Genomic DNA, 18,280 nt, shown 5'->3' on the forward strand with positions numbered 1-18,280 from the left:
AACACCAACGCCACCGCGTCGGCCTTGAACTCGGGTGGGTAGTTCTTCATCACCATCAGGAACATCTCTTCCCCTGGACCTCAAGATCCAGTCTTCGAGGTGTCCTCGTTCAAGGGGGAATGCCCCAGTCCACCAGGACCGCGAGCTACTTCTATTGGAAGGTCGGCCAGATGCTCGCCGACCAGTCCGATGTCCCGATGCCCTCCCGCGCGACGTTCTACCGGATCTTCGACCGGCTCTCCCGCGGGCGGCACACCACCGGTTCCGCCCGCACTCGCCGGTCGCTGGCCAGCCGTCCGGACGGGCCGTTCAGCCAGCTCACCGCCGCCCGGCCTGGTGAACTGATGGAGATCGATTCCACCCCGCTGGACGTGCTGGTAGTCCTGGATGACGGGGTGGCCGGACGGGTGGAGCTGACGGGCATGGTCGACCTGGCCACCCGCACGGTCACCGCAGGAGTGCTGCGACCCGCCACCAAGTCGGTGGACGCGGCACTGCTGCTGGCACGGACCGTGACGCCGGAGCCGATGCGTCCCGGCTGGGCTCAAGCGCTGTCCATGGCTCGTTCAGTGCTGCCCTATCAGCGGCTGCTGGAGCTGGACCAGCGCTTGGAACACGCGGCCGCTCGGCCGGTCATCGTTCCGGAGACCATCGTCTGCGACCAGGGTAAGGCGTTCTTGTCGGCGAACTTCCGCACCGCGTGTCGGATGCTCGGAATCAATCTGCAGCCCGCCCACCCACGCACCGGGACCGACAAGCCGCACATCGAGCGGACCTTGGGGTCGGTGGCTACGTTGTTCGCCCAGTTCGTTTCCGGCTACACAGGGCGTTCGGCTGAGTATCGCGGCCGCGCGGTCGGCGAAGAGTCCCTCTGGCCACTATCCCAGCTGCAGGAGCTGCTGGATGAGTGGCTGATCGCCAAGTGGCAGAACCGGCCCCACGACGGCCTGCGCCATCCCTTGACCCCTGGACTGTCCGCGACCCCGAACGAAAAGTACGCCGCGTTGGTCGAGGTCGCTGGGTGCGTCCCGGTCGCGCTGTCCGGTGAGGACTACATCGAGCTACTCCCTGCGGTCTGGCGGGCGATCAATGCATACGGCGTGAAGATCAACCATCGGATCTACGACGACGAGGCACTCACCGCGTTGCGCCACCAGCCCTCCGGCGTCGCCGCTCGGAAGAATCTGTGGGAGGTGCACTACGACCCCTACGACGTGAGCAGGGTCTGGGTTCGTAACCACCACGATGGCGGCTGGATCACTGCCTTCTGGCGGCACCTGCACAGCAGCGCCGCCCCGTTCGGCGACATGGCCTGGGACCACGCCCGCCAGATCCTGGCCCGCCGAGGCCAAGACCGGCCCACGGAGGAGCAGATCGTCGAAGTCGTGAACCAGTTGCTCACCCGTGCTGGTGAAGGACCCGACCGCACCGACACCGCCAAAGATCGCAAGGTCAGGGCCCGGACCCGGGCCACGGCCGAACCTTCCTGGCCACGCCCCGAACCGCCACCAGCGCGGGACTCCTCACCGCCCGACCCTTCGGAGGATGACGACGAACCGCTGGCCGAGGTCATTCCACTCGGCGTCTTCGACGCGCACGAGGAGGCCAAGCGGTGGTGGTGACTAATCTCCCCCAACTACTCGACGCTCGAACCGAAGACCGTCGCGATCCCACAACGACCCTCACCGGATGGCGTCGTTTCGTCGACGATCGTCCTGCCAGCTTCGACCTGCTGCCAGAGGAGCAGGCACGCGTACTGAGCGATGGCGAACGCTTTTCCTACGACGACGCGCGCATCAACTACCACTCCGAACTGGCCGTCGTGGCCACCTCCACCGTTCGTGAGGTCGCCAAGCAGGGGCGCCTGCTGGCTCTGTTGAACCGGCGGGAAACCAGCGCCCGCCGCGGAATGATCGTCTCCGGCGCGTGGACCACGGGCAAGAGCACCGCGATCAAGCAGTTGGGCCGCACTCACGAACTCATGGTCCGCGATCGCTATCCCGGCCAGCGGGACCGCATCCCCGTCGTCTATGTGACCACACCGCCGAAAGGCTCCCCGCGCAAGCTGGCCATGGAGTTCGCTCGCTTCCTCGGCCTGCCCTCTGTCAAGCGCTCGGCCAACACTACCGACATCGCCGACGCCGTCTGCCAGATCCTCATCGAAGCCCGCTGCGAGCTGGTCCTGGTCGATGAGATCCACAACCTCAACCTCGCCACCATCGCCGGCGAAGACATGTCTGACCACCTGAAGTACTTCACCGAGCACCTGCCCGCCACATTCGTCTACGCCGGCATCAACGTCGAACACTCTGGCCTGTTCACCGGAGTGCGGGGCAAGCAGATCGCTGGCCGCTGTGTCCTGATCAACACCCGGCCCTTCCCCTACCAAGCTGAATGGAAAAGCCTGGTCGCCACCATGGAAGGCGAGCTCCGCCTCCACCGGCATCAGCCGGGCACCTTGCTCGAACTCGCCAAGTATCTCCACCGCCGCACCGGAGGGATGATCGGCAGCCTGTCGCACCTGATCCGCGCCGGAGCGATCACTGCCATCCTGGAAGGTCAGGAGGCCGTCACCCGTAAGCTCCTCGACGAAATCCCCGTTGACCACGCCGCCGAGTCCGAAGGCCAAGGGTGATCGCCCATGCGTTACCCCGCCTACTTCCTTGCCCCGCAGCGATTGCCGCTGGTCATCCCGCCCTACCACCGCGAGACGACCCTCTCCTACATCGAACGCCTTGCAGACCTGAACAGGCTCCAGCCTGAGGCGTTGCGCCGCTACGTGTCCGCCAACGAGCGGTCGATTTACCCCACATCACCGCAACGACTGGCCGCCGTGGCCGGCTACCCCGAAGCCATCCTGCGCAGAGCACTTCCATGCCTGGGACGTCTCTCTCCCGGCGAACCCTTCCGGCACACGCGGCGGCCGTGCCGACAGTGTCAACTTGCTCGCGGCGCACAGGGATGGATCGTGTGCTGGATGCGCTCAGAAGAGGTCGTCTGCCTGCGCCATCAACGATGGTTGCGGAGCGGCGGCTACCCAGGCCAGCAGCCCACGCTGACCCAGCATCCGGCCGTCCTGCGAGCCAACGTTCAGCACCGGCGACTGGTGCGCCGCTATGGGTCCGGTGACGTTCGCCTGGCTTTCGAACTTGCTGAAGGAATCGTCCACGATTGGCGTCGTGATCACATGTTGGCGCACGACTTCGAGCGGCACATGGAGGTCTTTCACGGCGGGAGCTGGCGCCTTGCCCCGGACCACCCCACCGTCATGGCATCCGAATATCCGCAGATCATCGCGCTCACACGATTGATCGCAACGCCCTATTGGCGGCATCTCGCCCTGGACCAGCGGACCCGGGACCGGTTCTTCGCTGAGTTCATCCGCACCGTCGCCCCCACCTACAGGTGGGATCCCCACTGCTGGGTCCCCCGCTGGGATCCTGTGATCAAGTGGATCCAAGACGAGATGGATATCGCCCTCGATCCTCAAGTGGGCCGCCAACGCCACTCGCACCAGTGGGAATGGACCTATCACCGGCGGCGCACCACCCGAGCACGACGCGGACCACCTTTACACAAGCGATTCCATGATCACGCACCAGATCCGATGAGATGCAAGCGCGTATCCGGTCGATGCGCGCCATCTTCAGTGAGACACCAAGCAATCGGTGTCTCACTGAAGATGGCGCCTCCCAGGTCAGAGCCCACCCCATGCGCCAACTTCAATGAGACAGGACATCTGCGGGGAGAACAGAGGCGCTCTTCACCTGGGCGGGAGCCGGTCCGTCCATTCAGCGTCGATCGTCACCATGCCGTTCTGGGTATGAGCCACTCCGCCTGTGAGCGGAGCCCAAACGGAGGTTTCGCGGATCCGCCCGGTGTCCGGGTCGACGACCAGGGTGCCCTTGCCGGAAGCCACCGGGATCTGCAGGTGTCGCCCGCCGTCGGTCTCGCCGAGGTCGACGACGCCCGGTCGTGAGGCGAGCGCTCGGTAGGCGGCGGCACGGACCTGGGGCGAGACCGGCGCCTCACTGATCAGCGAGAGCAGCGCCCGCATGGCGGCGCCGTCCTGTTCGGCGGCTGTGATCGGTTCTCCGCTGGGGCGGACACCGCTTGCGGGGACGGCCGCCCGGAGCCGGGTGTACAGGGCGTCCTCGTCAGCGGGCAGCGACCGTAGCTCCTCGAAGGTCATGCGCAACGGCCCCACCGCGAAAGGCTGGGACTCTGACGGCCACTCGAAGAGCTTGCCCCCTCCTTTCAGCCCCTTGCCTTTGATCCAGAAATGACCGTCGCGCCGGTACCAGTACTCCTGGGTCGGTGCCCCCTTCCTGGTGATGGTGATGTGCCAGTACGTCCCGGTGCCCTCAGGGGTGCGCTCCGCGGTGTCGGCGGCGACGAGCAGGACGTCCCGCGAACTCGTGATCGGCGGCCGGGAGTCGCCGAAACGGCCCGGCACGACCACGAGTGCGGCGGTGATGGCCGCGGCGACCGCCGGGATCAGGACCCACCGCGCCCGCCGCCAGGGGACGCGCCGGCGCGCTGTGAGCGACGGGGCACCGGCGGCCCGTTCCAGCAGGGCCGCGCGGGCGGCCGTGTAGGCGGCGGGCGAGGGAGCGTCGGGCTGGGGGCGGACAGCGTGCAGCATCTCGATGTCGTCCATGGTCAACCGTCCTTTCCGATCATTGTCAGCGCGGCGCCGTTCAGCGAGGCGCGCAGGGTCTTGCGGGCCCGGTGCAGCCGGGTGCGGACGGCGGCGCCGGTGATGCCGAGCGCCTCGGCCGCCTCCTCCGAACTCAGCCCGCCCCATGCGACGAGCAGGAGCACCTCCCGGTGCGAGCTGGGCAGCTTCGCGAGCGCCGCTATGAGGGGCGCCCGATGCGCTTGGGCGTCGACACGGCCTGCGACCTGGTCGGCGTGGCCGTCGTCGGCCTGCGCGACAGGCGTCCGGGAAAGCGCCCGATACCACCTGGCCTCCGCCCGGTGATGCCGGGCGATCAGGTTGGCGACGATCCCGTACAGCCAGGGCCGGGCATCCTCTCGGGACACGTCGTAGCGGTCGCGTCGGTCGAAGGCGACCAGGAATGTCTCTGCGGCCACGTCGTCGGCCAGGCTCGGCCCCAACCGCTGTGCGGCGAACCCGTGGATCTGTATGTAGTAACGGTCGAAGACTGCGGCGAAGCGTTCCGGGTCTCGCCAGGATTGCTCAATGATCGCCGCGTCGCTGCCCTCCTGGACCGGAAGGGTCCGGGTCACTGCGGCCATATCCAGATCTTTCGTGTCATCGTCTGCCTTCCGTAGCTTGAACTGTCGCCCTCCTTCGCCGATGGGCGGACAAGCGTTTCACCGCGCCCATCCCGGCGCACCAGCAGGCGATCACATCGGCCGGATTGTCGGTGGCGAAGGCTACGCTGGCGGAACAGGAGGCGATCACCAGTGGAACTCACCCCCCAGCAGGCGCTCGGCCTCCGGATGTCGAGCCTGCTGCTGCGAGCGTCGCCCGGCTGCGCCGGCCAAGCGACAGGCGTGGCCGCGGTGGTGACCTGGCTCGGAGCGATGCAGGCGCAAGACCTGGCCAGCGGTCTGTGGTCGTTCGGCGCGCGACTGCCCGAATACACCGCCGCCGACGTCACCGCCGCGCTGGAGCGGCGTGAGGCGCTGCGTACGTGGCCGATGCGCGGCACCATCCATTTCGTCCCGTCCCGCGATGCCCGCTGGATGCTCGAACTGATGGGCGTCCGGATGCTGAACGGCGCGGCGCGGCGGCGCGAACAACTCGGCCTCTCGGAGGAGACCGTCGCCGAGGCCATGGAGGTGCTGGGCGCGGCTCTGGCCGGCGGCGGGCGGCTGAGCCGGTCGGAGTGCCTGGCCGTGCTCGCCGACAAGGGCATCGACACCAGCGGTCAGCGTGGCTACCACCTGCTGTGGTACGCCAGCCAGCGGGGCCAGTTGTGCCTCGCCCCCAACATCGGCAAGGAGCAGAGCTTCGTGCTGCTCGACGAGTGGGTCCCCGACCCGCACCGGCCAGAGCGCGACGAGGCGCTCGGCACCATCGCCCTGCGTTACTTCCGCGGCCACGGGCCGACCACCCGGCACGACTTCGCAGGCTGGACCGGCCTGACCGCTGCCGACGCCAAACGCGGCATCGCCGTGGCCGGCGACGCTCTGGCCCGCGTGACCGTCGACGGGGTGGAGACGTACCTCGACGCCGCGCTCCTCGACACCGCCCCGCCACCGCCCGGCGACGACGAGATGCTCGTACTGCCGGGGTTCGACGAATACCTGCTGGGCTACAAGGACCGTTCGCTCATGGTCGCCGACGAGCACAAGGCGGCCATCATCCCCGGCAACAACGGGGTCTTCCAGTCCACCGTGGTCCGCGCCGGCCGCGTCGTGGCCACCTGGAAACGTACTCTCGCGAAGAGCCTGGTGCGGATCGCCGTTCAGCCGCTCGTACCACTCCATGGAAGCGACCGGGCGAAGGTTGAGCAGGCGTTCGAGCACTACGCGCGGTTCGTGGAACGCACCCCGGAGGTGCGCTGGCCGTGACCGGTCGCGGGTTCAGGCAGCGCCGGCGCTGCGCCGCCGTATCACCCGCGCCCAAGCCGTGCCCACCTGAGATGGAGGCCCTGCTTCCCAGAACCGCAGCCGCCGGTAGGGCCGCCGGCGTCGAACGGCGGCGGCCCCCGCCTCACCTCACGCTTGCGTGACGCCCGTGTGGGTCACGACAGCACGAGCTGGGTGACCGACGGACCTGGGAGGGTCACGGTTATGGTGCCGTTCACCACCGGCTTGGCGCCGAGTGGGGCCGGGGTGGCGTAGCTCACGGTCTGGCCGTCCTTCTGGTGGCCCTTCGCCGTGGTCACCTCGGAGCCGACGGAGATCACGGCTTGGCGCTCGGTCGTGCCCTTGTTGACGATCACGACCACCTTCGGGTTGTTCGAAGCGAACACTTCCACCCCTTCGAGGGTGGTCGACGACTTCACCAGCGTCGATCCGAAGTGGGCCAGCGACGTGCCCTGCTGGCCGGTGTAGAAGCCGAGGCCCTGGTAGACGGGCATCCGCTCGTTCATGCCGGCGCCGTTCGGGTTGGGCTGGTCGTAGAGCAGGCCCAGTGCGCCGTTCTTGTCGCCGTAGGCGAACCCCCACGCGCCCGCCCGCGCCAGGTGGCCGAACACGCTCGCGGCCCACCAGATGGCGGTGTTGCGGTACTGCACCGCCTCCGACCCGATGTTGTCACAGCCAGCCGGGGAGGGATGCACGCCCCAGTCGGAGTTCGTCTCGCCGATCTGGACGCCGATCCGCGCCGCCCGGGCGGGTGCCAACTCCTGGATGAGCGCGCGGACCGCCGTGACGTCGGCGCCCCACTCGGGTGTGGCGGCGAGCAGCGCGGAGTCACAGACCGCGAACTCGCCCGCGCCGTACTTGTGGAAGTCGACGAAGTCGGTACGGCTGCCGCTGCCGACCAGGAAGTCGCGGATGTAGTCCATGTTGGGGTTGGAGACCGCCGGGCCGCCGACGGAGATGGCGGGGTCGACCGCCTTCATCGCGTCGTGGACGGCGTTGAACTTCGCGGAGTAGGTCGCCGCGTCCATCCGCGGGTCGGGCTCGTTGCCGACGACCCAACGGGTGACCTTGCGGGCCCCGCTGTTGAAATGGCGGACCAGGTTGGCCGCGTCCACCGGGTCCTCCGGCACGATGATCATCGGCTCGGCGCCCAGGGCCCGGATCGACGACACCCAGTCGTCACCGGAGACAGTCCGGTCCGCCCCGGCGCCCCCGGCCACGATGTCGCTGGTGGGATCGCCGGGGACGGTGTAGACGAGTTGCATCCGCGCGGAGCCGTACAGGCCGGTGAGCATGGCGCGGTGCTGCGGATCGTTGGTGATGTAGTGCTGATAGCCATAGCCGGTGATGTCGGCGCTGAAGGTGCTGCGCGGAACCGTTCGCAAGGCGGTGCCGAAGTCGATCGTGACGTCGGCCGCCGCCGCCTGTGCGGTGCTCGGCGGCTGGGTCCCGGCCAGCACGGCAAGGGCCACCGCGACTCCGATGACGGGTCGTACCACCCTGCCGAAGAAGCCGATCTGATGTGCCACAACGCATCCCTTCCATAGATCGAAACCACGGCGATCATGGCAGGGTTCCTGACGCGAATCGTTGCGTCCATGTAGCCAGCACCGGTCCATCGTCCGACGCGCGTACGGCCTCGCACGACTCGGACTTTCCGCAGAAGCTGCTGGAGTTCATACGGGCCGGGTGGCTGGACCGTCCGATCGAGGTACGGCCCCAGCCGGCAGTGACCCATTACGCGCGACGCCGCGCGGCGCTGTCTGGCGCCTTCCCCGGAGAAACGCTCATCATCCCCACCGGGCCGACCAAGGTACGCGCCAACGACACGTTCTACCGCTTTCGCCCGGGAAGCGACTTCGCCTACCTCACCGGCGATCACGATCCGGACGGCGTACTGATCCTGTGGCCGAGCGGCGACGGCCACGACGCCCTCCTGTACACCAGGCAGCGCTGCTCGCGGGAGACTGACGAGTTCTTCCGTGACAGGGATGGCGAACTGTGGGTCGGCCGCCGTCATACTCTGGCGGAGAAAACGACCGAACTGGGCATCGACACGACCCCGCTCGCCGAACTCGACACCGTCCTGGCCCGCTGCGCGCAGGGCCGCACCCGCGTGCTGCGCGGCCTGGACCTCCGGGTCGACGCGGCCGTGCCCGCCACAGGCACCCGCGACCGTGAGCTCGCGGCGGCGATCTCCGAACTGAAGCTCGTCAAAGACGAGTGGGAGATCGCCCAGCTGCAGGACGCGGTCGACGCCACCGTCCGCGGCTTCGAAGTGGAGAACAACCACCTCTACACCGCCGACGTGACCCGAACCCTGCCCGTCTCGGGAACATTCTCCCCGCTCCAGCGCGAGGTCTACGACATCGTCTACGCCTCCCAGCAGGCCGGTATGGAGGCCGTCAAACCAGGCGTGAGCTTCGCCGACGTTCACCTCACCTGCATGCGTGCGCTCGCCGAGGGCCTGGTGGACCTGGGCGTGCTGCGGATAAGCGCCGACGAGGCGATGGATCCCGCCTCCATGCTCTACCGGCGCTGGACGCTCCACACCTTCGGCCACATGCTCGGCATCGACATGCACGACTGCGCCGCAGCCCGCCCAGAGCGCTACCGCGAGGGCGAACTCAGCGAGGAGATCGACACGCTGTGCGCAACGCTGAACTCGCACCAAACCTGACCGAACACACCGTCCGCTCACTCACATCAAGCCCAGCTTGATGTCGGTGGACCGCGGGCGGGTCCGCTCAGATGAGGAGTTTCGCTAGCTGGGCCATCTCGGTGGGTGGGTCGATCACCGGCTGGATGAGCAGTTCGTCGATGCCGGCCTGTTCCAGGGTGGTGATGCGGGCGCGGAGGTCGTTGCGGGTGCCGACCAAGGCCAGGGTGTTCATCAGTGAGGGCAGGACCAGGTCCCGGTCCTCCGGTGCGATGCGTCCGAGGTAATTGGGGTAGAGCTTGATGTGCCGGTCGGATGCGGTGGCGGTGGTGCCGCGCCGGTCGAGGAGTCGCCGCACCGCCTCGCGTTCCTCGGGGCCGAGTTGCTCGGCGAAAGCGTGTGCGTCGGCGGCGGTGTCGGCGGCGAAGGCCAGCAGCGACAGGACGAGGTGGCCGGTCGCGTCCCTGGCCGCGTCGCCGTGGGGGTCCTCGTCCTCGCCGAGTACGTGCAGCGCGGTGACCACGTAGGAGTCCATGCGGGAGCCGGGGTCGCGTGGTGTGTCGTGAGCGGCGTGGCGGCGGGCATCGTGCAGTGCTCGCCACGCGGCGGGGTCCAGCAGGCCGAAGGAGATCAGGCCGGTGCCGCGGCGGCCGGCGACGGCGGCCGCCTTCGATCCCGGCAGCGCGGCCACGACGAACTCGATCGGGTCGGCCGTGTTCGCGTGCGCCTCGGTGTGCAGGAATCGGACGTCGCGGACTCGGTCCCCTTCGTGGTACTCGATCGTGCGTCCGGCACACAGGTCCTGCAGTGCGGCGGTGAAGTTCTCCATCGTGGCTGCCGTGGTCGGCCGCATGCCCAGCGTGCGCCGGGCGGTGTTCCCGGTGCCAACCCCGCAGATGATCCGGCCTGGCGCCAGGGCGTTGAGGCTGGCGAACGCGCTCGCGGCGGCCGGGGCCGAGCGCAACGCCGGTGAGGTCACGCCGATGCCGAGCCTGATTCGGCTGGTGGCCTTCGCACACAGTCCCAGGGCGACGAAGGGGTCGCCGTGAACCATCGGGGTGTCGTTGAGCCAGAAACTGTGCAGGCCCAACTCCTCAGCCTGTACGGCGAGGTCCTCCACGCCGGGATGTGCGGTGACCACGACGCCTGCACGCATCAAAACCTCCAAGGCGCAAAGAATCGAACGTCCCCAGCTTGACACCAGACGGCGGCAATCTGCGTCAGCGGTGGCGTTGGCCCCCGCCTGCGGTGCGGGGGCAGCGCCCAACCCGCCGCCGCGGCGTCGGCCGGCTGCTACAAGGTCCATGAGCAGACCAGGGAGAACGAGTACTGGAACGAAAATGTGCAGATCGGCAACCACATCTGTCGCAACGGCCGGTGGATATCCCTTCAGGACTACCACCGCGACAACCAGATCCAGGATGCGAAGAACGCCGTCAAGAAGCTCCCTGCCACTATTTGGTGGTAGATCTCAGGCCGGTGGTCCATGGTCTCCCGACCACAGGACCACCGGCCCGGTACACGTAACGTTCCGAACTGACCTCGCAGCGGGCGGTTGGACGACCTGCAGATATCGGTGCTCGCCGCGGTCCCGGTGTGCCGCACGGCGGCGATGGCTTCGCGGAGCGGCACCACTCTGAGGTGAAAAGGCAAGTAAATCCCATTCGCCGCGGCGGCGATTTTGTTTCCCCAGGCAACCGGGTGCACAACAAACGCCAGGCGTATTAAACAGGTAGGCATTCAGATGTCAATAGGGTTGACGCCCGACCTGGTGGATACGAATGGCCGCCGTCCGTGACGGGTGTCTCAGCCCCTTCGCGAAAGGTGAACAGATGCGCCGCAGAATCGCCCTGGCCCTCCTGACCGCGCTCACGTCGGTTGGCGTCTCCGTAGTGATCACCCAAGCCGCGACTCCGGCCGGCGCGGAAGTGGCCGCCGGGGAGCCCTGGCACATCGCCGGGGAGCCCTGGCACTGAGCCGTACCACCGACCTGGGGAGCACCGCCGCAGTGGTGCTCCCCAGGTAGACACTCTTCTTCGGGTCGCGGACGACCTGTTGGCCTGGGTTCGTCACGCCGGTCGTAGCGCGCCGGCATCCTGGCATTCTTGGTGACATGTCCGGCACCTCGGCACGACTGCTGAACCTGCTGTCCCTGCTCCAGGCTCCGCGCGACTGGCCGGGCAGCGAACTCGCGGCGCGTCTGGGGGTCAGCCAGCGCACCATCCGCCGCGACGTCGAGCGGCTGCGCGACCTCGGCTATCCGGTACACGCGACGATGGGCGGCGAGGGCGGCTATCGCCTGGTGGCGGGCACCGCGATGCCGCCGCTGCTGCTCGATGACGAGGAGGCCGTGGCCATCGCCGTCGGCCTGCGTACGGTGGCCAGGCACCCCGTCGCGGGCATCGACCAGGCGTCGGTCCGCGCGATGGCCAAGCTCCAGCAGGTGTTGCCGTCCCGGCTGCGGCACCGGGTCGGCGCGCTGCACGCCGCGACCGAGGCTCCCCCTCCTTTCTCCGGGCCGGACATCGACCCGGAGATCCTCACCGCGATCGCCGGGGCCGCGGCCGGCCACGAGCAGCTGCGCTTCGCCTACGAGGCGGGCGACGGCACCGCGAGCAGGCGGCTGGTAGAGCCGTACCGCCTGGTCACCGTGGGCAGACGCTGGTACCTGGTGGCCTTCGACAACGACAAGGACGACTGGCGGATCTTTCGCGTGGACCGCGTGAGCGAGCCCCGCCCGACCGGAGTACGCGTGCGGCCGAGGACGCCGCCCGCCGAGGACGCCGCAGCCTTCGTCACGGCCAGGCTGTACTCGACGGCTCCCACCTTCCGCGCCGTCGCCACCTTGCACGCCCCGGCCGAGCAGGTGGCGGCCCGCCTCGGCGACGCCGCGGGCGAGTTGGAGCCGATCGACGCTGACACCTGCCGCCTGTCCGGGCAGAGCGACACCCTGGAGTGGCTGGCATTCCGGCTGGTCATGCTGGGGTGCGAGTTCGAGGTGCACGAGCCGCCCGAGCTGATCGACTACCTGCGCGAGATGGCGGCCAGGACGCTTCGTGCCGTGTAGGTCAGAAACTGACCTACACGCGGCCTAGTGTCGGTGGCACATTCCGGCACTCAAGGAGGCACCCAGATGTCTGTCAAGGCGATCCCCGAGGGCTACACGACCGTCACGCCGTGGATCATCTCCCGCGACACGGCCGCGGTCATCGACTACATCCGAAAGGCGTTCGGCGCCGAGGAACTGGGCCGAGTGATCGACGCACGCGGGGTGATCGAACACGCGGAGGTCCGCATCGGCGACGCGATCGTGATGCTGTTCGACGGCGACCCGAGTTGGCCCGCGACGCCCGCGTTCCTCCGGCTGTACGTCGAGGACGCCCGCGCAGTGCACCGCCAGGCGGTCGAAGCGGGAGGCGTCTCCGTCTCGGAGGTCACCCACCTGGCGTTCGGCGACCTGGTCGGACGGGTGCGCGACCCGTTCGGCAACGTGTGGTGGATCCAGACCCGCATCGAGGATGTGACGCCCGAGGAGATGGAGCGACGCTTCGGCGACCCGGAGTTCACCGCGGCGATGGAGTACATGCAGCGCCCCGAGACCGAGATCTTCCCCCGCAGCTGACCCCGAGCGACCTGGAGGTACGCCGCACCGCTGTGGTCCACAATCTCACCTGGCTCCCCCTCCAGCGCTGTCGATCCCCGCTCGAGAGGAGTGCGGGGGACAGCGGCGGCCATACAGGCAGGCGTTGTCGCCGGTAGGACGTAGCGGTGGTCGTCTGGGTGTGCGCCGAGCTTGAGTTTGGGCGAGCCGACAGGAGTCGGTGCCCGTCTCGATCAGGGTGGCATTGAAGGTGAGCCGGTCGACGACGACGGCGCAGAGACGCGGTTCGGTGAACGTCTAGGTCCAGATCAGCGGGCCTGTTGGCGTGCGAGGACCGAACGCCAGAGCAGATACCCGAGTGCCCAGCATGACCAGAGCACGGCCGTGCCCACCAACATCCCCATGCCGATTCAGCAGCACAGGTTCGGACACGCGGGCGGCCACCCCCGTGCTCACGCGACCCTCTGCCGAGCCGGTTCCTCACCGTGTACGGCACCTCCGGCAACTCCGGCCGCTGGTGGCCGCGCACCGGCTGGGAGGCACTCGGCTTTCAGCCTGATCAGCATCCTGGTCCGGGGCCGCTCACCGACCGCTGGGCCGGTGGCGATTTCGCCGAGCATGGACTTCCCTTGTAGCCGGCGAGTGGCCTCGACGTCTACGAGGCGCCTGTGTGGCGCCGGAGGTGGCGTACGAAGGTTTCGATGTCCGCCCTGCTGGCTCGCCGGAGCCAGACGAGGCGGATCATATCCCAGGCAACATGTGCGGCCCGGGGACCGCGTCACCCCGGCCGGACCGAAGCTCGGCTACGTGCGGGCCTATCGGCAAGCCATGAACAAGCCCGAGTTTCCGCTGCCCAGCATCGTGCCGCAACCCGGCTGACTACCCATCAGGACACCACGCTTCCCCTGCCCCAATTTCGGACACTGTGATTTACTTCACTTGACTCATGAATGCCCGGGCATTTAGCTTCAAAAGACGTCTAACCGCTCGCTAGAGGAGAATTCTCTAATGAAACTCAGTTCACTATCCGGTATACGAAAATTAAGTTGGGCGGCGGCGATAATCGCCGCCGCCCTTACGGTAGCAACCGTATCGCCACCGGCGCTCGCCGCCCCCCAGCCGCACGCGGCCGGCACACCATCCTCATCGAATAACAAGGTCGCCGAGGCCCCGGCATCGGCACCGACTCGTCCGGCGTCGCTCGGCCCCCTCAAGCAGAGCCAACTGGAGGTACCAGGCGCCGCGAACCCTATTAACTGGGTAAGGATCACCAATAGGTTCTCCGGGCGCGTCCACGCGTCCCAGTGCTTGGACGTGGACATCAACGCCGGCGGGGCCAACGGCAGCAAGGTGCAGGTCTGGCAGTGCAACGGGTCACAGCAGCAGCTGTGGTTCTGGTGGCTCGACGGCTATCTGGAGAGCGCCCGTTTCCGCGGCAAGTGCCTGGACGCCGACCTCATCGGCGGCGGGGCCAACGGCACTAGATTGCAGCTCTGGAGCTGCAACGGTTCCTCACAGCAAGTGTTCTGGATGTATGCGAACGACCTTGCAATCTACAACGAGCGCTTTTACGGCGGGGGCAATACGGTCGCGGACCGGAACGCCACCATTCCCGGCAACGGTGCGCAGGTTCAGCTGTGGCAGAAGAACTTCCAGTCACAGCAGTGGTGGTCCGTCACTTGTGCCGGCAACACGTGCGCACGCCCTGACTAGCCTGCGTGACCTTCGAGGCGTTCCCGGGCATCGACCGGGAACGCCTTTCTGGGGCTACCCGCGCCCATGCAACTCACAGTGGAAGTCTTGGCTGGTTCTGCACCGCAACCGCGCGGGCGGGCGACCTTCTGCACGCGCATCACGTGAGATGCCCCGCACCACAGACATAGGACACCTCCCCTGACATATGCACTGGCATGACCCGAGAGCGCTGATCGCCTGGCCTGCCGTACCGACGGGGGCAATTAGACGAAGGGACGCTCGCAGGATGGGGCGCTCGTGGACGCGTCCCTCAAGCCGGTCCCCGCCCGCGGTGTCGAGCCGCCAGACAGCCAGTGCGCCTGTCGCCCCGGTGGCGGCCAGAAGCGGCGTAGCCGGGCGGCCACCTCGCGTCCTGTCTTGCCTCGGGCTCCGGTCACCGGCACCGTGCGGGTCAGGCCTGCTCTTGGAGCCGGACGACGGCCTTGCCGATCGTGGGCGCTCCGCTGCGCAGCAGGCCCAGCAGGGCTTCGGGCATCCGTTCGATGCCGTCCAGTACCGTCTGCCGGTGGACGATCTCGCCCGAGCGTACCCAGGAACCCACCTCGGCGCGGAAGGCGGGCATCTGGTCCTGGTGGTCGGTGACCAGGAAGCCGCGCGCGGTCGCCCGCTTGGTGACCAGCTGGTAGAGGTTCCGCAGGCCGTGTGGCTCCCGGCCGTCGTACTGGCTGGCCATCCCGCACAGGGCTAGCCGGGCGCCAACCCGGAGACGGTCGATCGCGGCCTCCAACTGGGCGCCGCCGACGTTGTCGAAGACCACGTCGATGCCGTCCGGGGCGGCCTGTGCAAGGTGCTCACCAGCCGCACCGTCGCGATAGTCGAAGGCGGTGTCGAAACCGAGGTCGTCGACCAGATGGCGCACCTTGGCGGACGATCCCGCGCTGCCGATCACCTGCTTGGCTCCCCGCAGCCGGGCGATCTGACCGGCGATGCTCCCGACCGCCCCGGCCGCTCCCGTGACGAACACCGTGTCGCCGGATCGCACCGACGCCACTTGGGTGATGCCCAGCCATGCGGTCAGGCCCGTCACGCCGAGCACGCCGAGATAGGTTTCGGCGGGCAAATCGTCGGTGTCGATTGGTACGACCCCGGCCGCCTCGATCACGGTGGCCTCGCGCAGGCCCAGGAAGTGCTCAACCACCTGGCCCGGCTTGACACCGTCCGCACGAGACTCGACGACCACGCCGACCGCTCCCCCTTCCAGGGGCGCGCTCAGCGGGAATGGCGGGATGTAAGACGGGCGGTCGTCCATCCGGCCACGCATGTACGGGTCCACCGACAGATGCGTGTTACGAACCAGGACCTGACCGGGCCGCAACTCGGGAATCTGGGTTTCGACCAGCGCGAAGTCGTCGGCCGACACCTGCCCTTGCGGCCGTCGCGCCAGGTGCCACTCCCGGGCCCGTCCCTTGCTGGTGACCATCATCGGAATATCTCCCGCAGATACTTGATCCAATTAAGCATCTACGTTGGCACATATACTTGAGCCCATCAAGTTCTTGGTAGGATCGGCCCCATGGCTGTACCTTCGGGGCCCGTCGCCGCGTCGACCGATGCCGAACGGGCGATGTTCGACTTCGTCGATGCCTACGACCGCGCATACGAAACCGCCGCCCTGAAGCAGGGGCTAAGCGTGGCGCAGGCTTGTGTGCTCGGGCGGCTCACCCGGCAGATCGGGATGCGGGAACTGGCCGACGAACTCAGCTGCGACGCGTCCAATATCACCCAGATCATCCGCAGGCTCGAGGCGCGCGATCTCGTACACCGTCGGCCTCACCCCGACGACGGCCGCTCCCGGCAGATCGTCCGGACCCCCATTGGAGCCGCCCTCTACGCCGCCTTCGAGGAGTCCAGCGCCGCCGGCCGCGGCACGCCGGCCCTGCTGGGCCGGCCCGGGCCGGAGTGAAGGTCTCGGTCGCGTCGTGCACAAGACCCTGGCCGAAGCCCAGCGAGACCCCTCGCCAGAACAAAACCAGCTACCTCAGCGCGCCACGCGGTAGCGGAGGTAGACGACTCTTGAGCTGAAGGCGCGGGTCTCGACGAGGTCGAGATCCACCCGGCGCTCGTGCTGGGGAAAGAACGGAACGCCGCCGCCAACCAGCACCGGGCAGACCCTGGCCCGGTACTCGTCGATCAGATTCAACGCGGCCGCCTCGGCGGCCAGAGTCGCGCCGCCGATCGCGATGTCGCCCTCCCCCGGCTCGGCTCGCAGCCGCTCGATCTCCTCCGCCAGGCCGCCGGAGGCCAGGCGGGCATTGCCCCGTACCGCCGACAGCGTGGTGGAGAACACCACCTTCGGGAGCGCCTTCCAGAGCGCGGCGAATTCGCGCGTCGAGTAGTCGAGCGACGGGTTCTGGTCGGTGGTCTCCCAGTACAGCATGGTCTCGTACAGCCGTCGTCCCAGCAGGTGGACGCCGGCCCCGCGCACCTCGTCGGTGGCGAGGTTGAAGACCTCCTCGTCGGGTGGGGTCCAGTCGAAGGAGCCGTCCAGCCCGACGACGTAGCCGTCCAGCGACACGGCCATCGAATAGGTCACGCTGCGCATCAGAAGCCCTCCTCTGTGACGGGTTCGACAGTACGACCGCCCGCCGCCGCAGAACTCGGGGTGTCGGTAGGACTCGCGATTGAGTTCGCCCAGGTCAGCGGTGGTCCTACTGATCGGTGGGGAGATGGCTGACGGCGTCTTCGAGGTCGGCGTGGGTAGGCAAGGCCCTGGTTTTGATTCTGGGTTTCACCATCGGATGGTGCGCTCTCGCGGGAGAGGCGCAACCACTGGAAGCAGAGGCGTGGTGTTCCTTGCTCGCTGGCCCGCAGACAAGGCGATGATCCACGCCCGTGACCGGATACGGGAGCTTACCCGCCGGTCGCGGCTGTGGATGTCGGTCGAGGCGGTCGTGCAGGAGGTGAAGGCCTTGCCCCGGCCGGGCGGGGCCATTCCTCTTGGCGGTAGGCCACGCGAACCAAGTGGCTCCGTGCCTCCTCCAGTTGGCTGGTCCGTCCACACTCTGGCCCTCTGAAAGGTGCTTGTCCCAACAGGCTCACGCCTGCCACCAGTTGCCGGTGGGGAGGTCCAACCGGCCGCAAGTTGCGTCCAACACGCGCACCATCCGTCAGACGCGCTCGTAGGTGGTGCCGGACTCGTTCCTGCGCAACAGACCCTCGTCCACGAGGGCACGGCGCAGGCTCACCCAGTCGTCGAACCATTCGCCGCAGATCGCGTTGACCTTGGCCTCGGAGTAAGTCACGCCGGGCTCGAACGAGTCCTTCACAACGGCCAGAACACGGCTGCGTACCTCCGCCTTGCCCGGAATGAACGTGAGCCGACCACGGCGGAAGTAGGAGCCCGCCCCGTCTCCACTGCCCCGACCATAGACCCTGATTTCGGCCTGGACTGCGAGCCGGAAAGTGTCGTCGAGCAGCGTGTACGTGCGCTTTTCGCTGTCGAAGGCGGCGATCCGGCCGTCCGTCAGCTTCTGCAGCGCCGCGGCAGCGGCCGGTGGGCGGAGCTTGGTCAGTTCGGCGACCTCCGTCACGGAGGTCGCGCCGAGGGCGAGGGCCGCGTAGGCGGCGCGCCGGTCGGTCTGGGCGAGGAGACCGACCAAGTCGCGGCAGGAGGGTGAATGGTCCTCGGTGGGGGCTGTGTTCATGGTGTCCATTCCGGTTGTCGAGCCCTTGGACTTGCCTCTGATCGTCTCTCTGAACAC

General features: G+C 67.8%; 17 protein-coding genes. 9 read left to right on the top strand and 8 right to left on the bottom strand.

The genetic code is table 11. From position 1 onward, the window contains the following. Together QSK26_RS38225 and QSK26_RS38230 are read left to right on the top strand one after the other, a co-directional pair. Positions 1 to 1,622: TnsB C-terminal domain-containing protein (locus tag QSK26_RS38225; RefSeq protein WP_285780246.1), on the top strand; the 1,622-nt coding region annotated here is incomplete at its 5' end. Continuing rightward, on the top strand, positions 1,613 to 2,635 hold the full coding sequence (locus QSK26_RS38230) for an ATP-binding protein (RefSeq protein WP_285780247.1): 1,023 nt from the start codon (positions 1,613 to 1,615) through the stop codon (positions 2,633 to 2,635). The genes QSK26_RS38225 and QSK26_RS38230, both read left to right, overlap by 10 nt. 348 nt (positions 2,636 to 2,983) lie before the next feature. On the opposite strand, the gene QSK26_RS38235 is transcribed toward QSK26_RS38230, so the two are convergent. The 3 genes from QSK26_RS38235 to QSK26_RS38245 all read right to left on the bottom strand — a co-directional run bounded on the left by QSK26_RS38235 (position 2,984) and on the right by QSK26_RS38245 (position 5,262). Continuing rightward, positions 2,984 to 3,229: a hypothetical protein gene (locus tag QSK26_RS38235; RefSeq protein ID WP_285780248.1), complete on the bottom strand. Its 246-nt coding sequence runs from the start codon at positions 3,227 to 3,229 to the stop codon at positions 2,984 to 2,986. Positions 3,230 to 3,763: 534 nt separating this feature from the next. After that, positions 3,764 to 4,660: a CU044_5270 family protein gene (locus tag QSK26_RS38240; RefSeq protein ID WP_285780249.1), complete on the bottom strand. Its 897-nt coding sequence runs from the start codon at positions 4,658 to 4,660 to the stop codon at positions 3,764 to 3,766. Between the two features lie 2 nt (positions 4,661 to 4,662). Continuing rightward, entirely contained in the window at positions 4,663 to 5,262 is a 600-nt protein-coding gene (locus tag QSK26_RS38245; RefSeq protein ID WP_285780250.1) for an RNA polymerase sigma factor, read from the bottom strand. A gap of 171 nt (positions 5,263 to 5,433) precedes the next feature. Between QSK26_RS38245 and QSK26_RS38250 the strand changes: the two genes are divergently transcribed. After that, positions 5,434 to 6,546 (top strand): winged helix DNA-binding domain-containing protein, encoded by a 1,113-nt coding sequence (locus QSK26_RS38250; protein ID WP_285780251.1) that lies wholly within the window; start codon positions 5,434 to 5,436, stop codon positions 6,544 to 6,546. A gap of 173 nt (positions 6,547 to 6,719) precedes the next feature. Here QSK26_RS38250 and QSK26_RS38255 read toward each other — a convergent pair whose 3' ends face one another. Next, complete coding sequence (locus QSK26_RS38255) at positions 6,720 to 8,093, bottom strand: glycoside hydrolase family protein (protein ID WP_285780252.1); 1,374 nt, start codon at positions 8,091 to 8,093, stop codon at positions 6,720 to 6,722. Between QSK26_RS38255 and QSK26_RS38260 the strand changes: the two genes are divergently transcribed. Then, positions 8,087 to 9,244 carry an aminopeptidase P family protein gene (locus QSK26_RS38260; RefSeq protein ID WP_285780253.1) on the top strand — a complete coding sequence of 386 codons (1,158 nt, stop codon included), beginning with the start codon at positions 8,087 to 8,089 and terminating at the stop codon, positions 9,242 to 9,244. The two genes, QSK26_RS38255 and QSK26_RS38260, sit on opposite strands and share 7 nt — an antisense overlap. Before the next feature lie 67 nt (positions 9,245 to 9,311). On the opposite strand, the gene QSK26_RS38265 is transcribed toward QSK26_RS38260, so the two are convergent. After that, complete coding sequence (locus QSK26_RS38265) at positions 9,312 to 10,379, bottom strand: LLM class flavin-dependent oxidoreductase (RefSeq protein WP_285780254.1); 1,068 nt, start codon at positions 10,377 to 10,379, stop codon at positions 9,312 to 9,314. A 676-nt stretch (positions 10,380 to 11,055) separates the two neighbouring features. On the opposite strand from QSK26_RS38265, the gene QSK26_RS38270 reads away from it, so the two are divergent. The 4 genes from QSK26_RS38270 to QSK26_RS38285 all read left to right on the top strand — a co-directional run bounded on the left by QSK26_RS38270 (position 11,056) and on the right by QSK26_RS38285 (position 14,537). After that, a complete protein-coding gene (locus tag QSK26_RS38270) occupies positions 11,056 to 11,199 on the top strand; it encodes a hypothetical protein (RefSeq protein ID WP_285780255.1) in 144 nt (47 codons plus the stop codon). 137 nt (positions 11,200 to 11,336) lie between these two features. Beyond that, a complete protein-coding gene (locus QSK26_RS38275) occupies positions 11,337 to 12,290 on the top strand; it encodes a helix-turn-helix transcriptional regulator (RefSeq protein WP_285780256.1) in 954 nt (317 codons plus the stop codon). A gap of 66 nt (positions 12,291 to 12,356) precedes the next feature. Further along, complete coding sequence (locus QSK26_RS38280; protein WP_285780257.1) at positions 12,357 to 12,845, top strand: VOC family protein; 489 nt, start codon at positions 12,357 to 12,359, stop codon at positions 12,843 to 12,845. 987 nt (positions 12,846 to 13,832) lie between these two features. Further along, a complete protein-coding gene (locus tag QSK26_RS38285) occupies positions 13,833 to 14,537 on the top strand; it encodes a ricin-type beta-trefoil lectin domain protein (RefSeq protein WP_285780258.1) in 705 nt (234 codons plus the stop codon). 433 nt (positions 14,538 to 14,970) lie between these two features. Here the strand turns inward: QSK26_RS38285 and QSK26_RS38290 are convergent, their stop codons facing one another. Beyond that, a complete protein-coding gene (locus QSK26_RS38290) occupies positions 14,971 to 16,002 on the bottom strand; it encodes an NADP-dependent oxidoreductase (protein WP_352244475.1) in 1,032 nt (343 codons plus the stop codon). Positions 16,003 to 16,092: 90 nt separating this feature from the next. Here QSK26_RS38290 and QSK26_RS38295 point away from each other — a divergent pair, with 90 nt between their 5' ends. Then, positions 16,093 to 16,482 (top strand): MarR family winged helix-turn-helix transcriptional regulator, encoded by a 390-nt coding sequence (locus QSK26_RS38295; RefSeq protein WP_285780259.1) that lies wholly within the window; start codon positions 16,093 to 16,095, stop codon positions 16,480 to 16,482. A gap of 75 nt (positions 16,483 to 16,557) precedes the next feature. On the opposite strand, the gene QSK26_RS38300 is transcribed toward QSK26_RS38295, so the two are convergent. Both QSK26_RS38300 and QSK26_RS38305 read right to left on the bottom strand, forming a co-directional pair. Beyond that, entirely contained in the window at positions 16,558 to 17,121 is a 564-nt protein-coding gene (locus QSK26_RS38300; protein WP_285780260.1) for a dihydrofolate reductase family protein, read from the bottom strand. Positions 17,122 to 17,686: 565 nt separating this feature from the next. Then, positions 17,687 to 18,280 (bottom strand): DUF2087 domain-containing protein, encoded by a 594-nt coding sequence (locus tag QSK26_RS38305; RefSeq protein ID WP_285780261.1) that lies wholly within the window; start codon positions 18,278 to 18,280, stop codon positions 17,687 to 17,689.

The sequence above is a fragment of the Microtetraspora sp. NBRC 13810 genome (genome assembly GCF_030268685.1).
In the GTDB taxonomy this organism is placed as follows: Bacteria; Actinomycetota; Actinomycetes; order Streptosporangiales; family Streptosporangiaceae; genus BSRQ01.

What these genes read in the sequence shown, in the direction of transcription:
- QSK26_RS38240 (WP_285780249.1), bottom strand. Translation starts at nt 4,660, where the DNA reads ATGGACGACATCGAGATGCTGCACGCTGTCCGCCCCCAGCCCGACGCT.
- QSK26_RS38245 (WP_285780250.1), bottom strand. Translation starts at nt 5,262, where the DNA reads ATGGCCGCAGTGACCCGGACCCTTCCGGTCCAGGAGGGCAGCGACGCG.
- QSK26_RS38265 (WP_285780254.1), bottom strand. Translation starts at nt 10,379, where the DNA reads ATGCGTGCAGGCGTCGTGGTCACCGCACATCCCGGCGTGGAGGACCTC.
- QSK26_RS38270 (WP_285780255.1), top strand. Translation starts at nt 11,056, where the DNA reads ATGCGCCGCAGAATCGCCCTGGCCCTCCTGACCGCGCTCACGTCGGTT.
- QSK26_RS38275 (WP_285780256.1), top strand. Translation starts at nt 11,337, where the DNA reads ATGTCCGGCACCTCGGCACGACTGCTGAACCTGCTGTCCCTGCTCCAG.
- QSK26_RS38280 (WP_285780257.1), top strand. Translation starts at nt 12,357, where the DNA reads ATGTCTGTCAAGGCGATCCCCGAGGGCTACACGACCGTCACGCCGTGG.
- QSK26_RS38285 (WP_285780258.1), top strand. Translation starts at nt 13,833, where the DNA reads ATGAAACTCAGTTCACTATCCGGTATACGAAAATTAAGTTGGGCGGCG.
- QSK26_RS38290 (WP_352244475.1), bottom strand. Translation starts at nt 16,002, where the DNA reads ATGATGGTCACCAGCAAGGGACGGGCCCGGGAGTGGCACCTGGCGCGA.
- QSK26_RS38295 (WP_285780259.1), top strand. Translation starts at nt 16,093, where the DNA reads ATGGCTGTACCTTCGGGGCCCGTCGCCGCGTCGACCGATGCCGAACGG.
- QSK26_RS38300 (WP_285780260.1), bottom strand. Translation starts at nt 17,121, where the DNA reads ATGCGCAGCGTGACCTATTCGATGGCCGTGTCGCTGGACGGCTACGTC.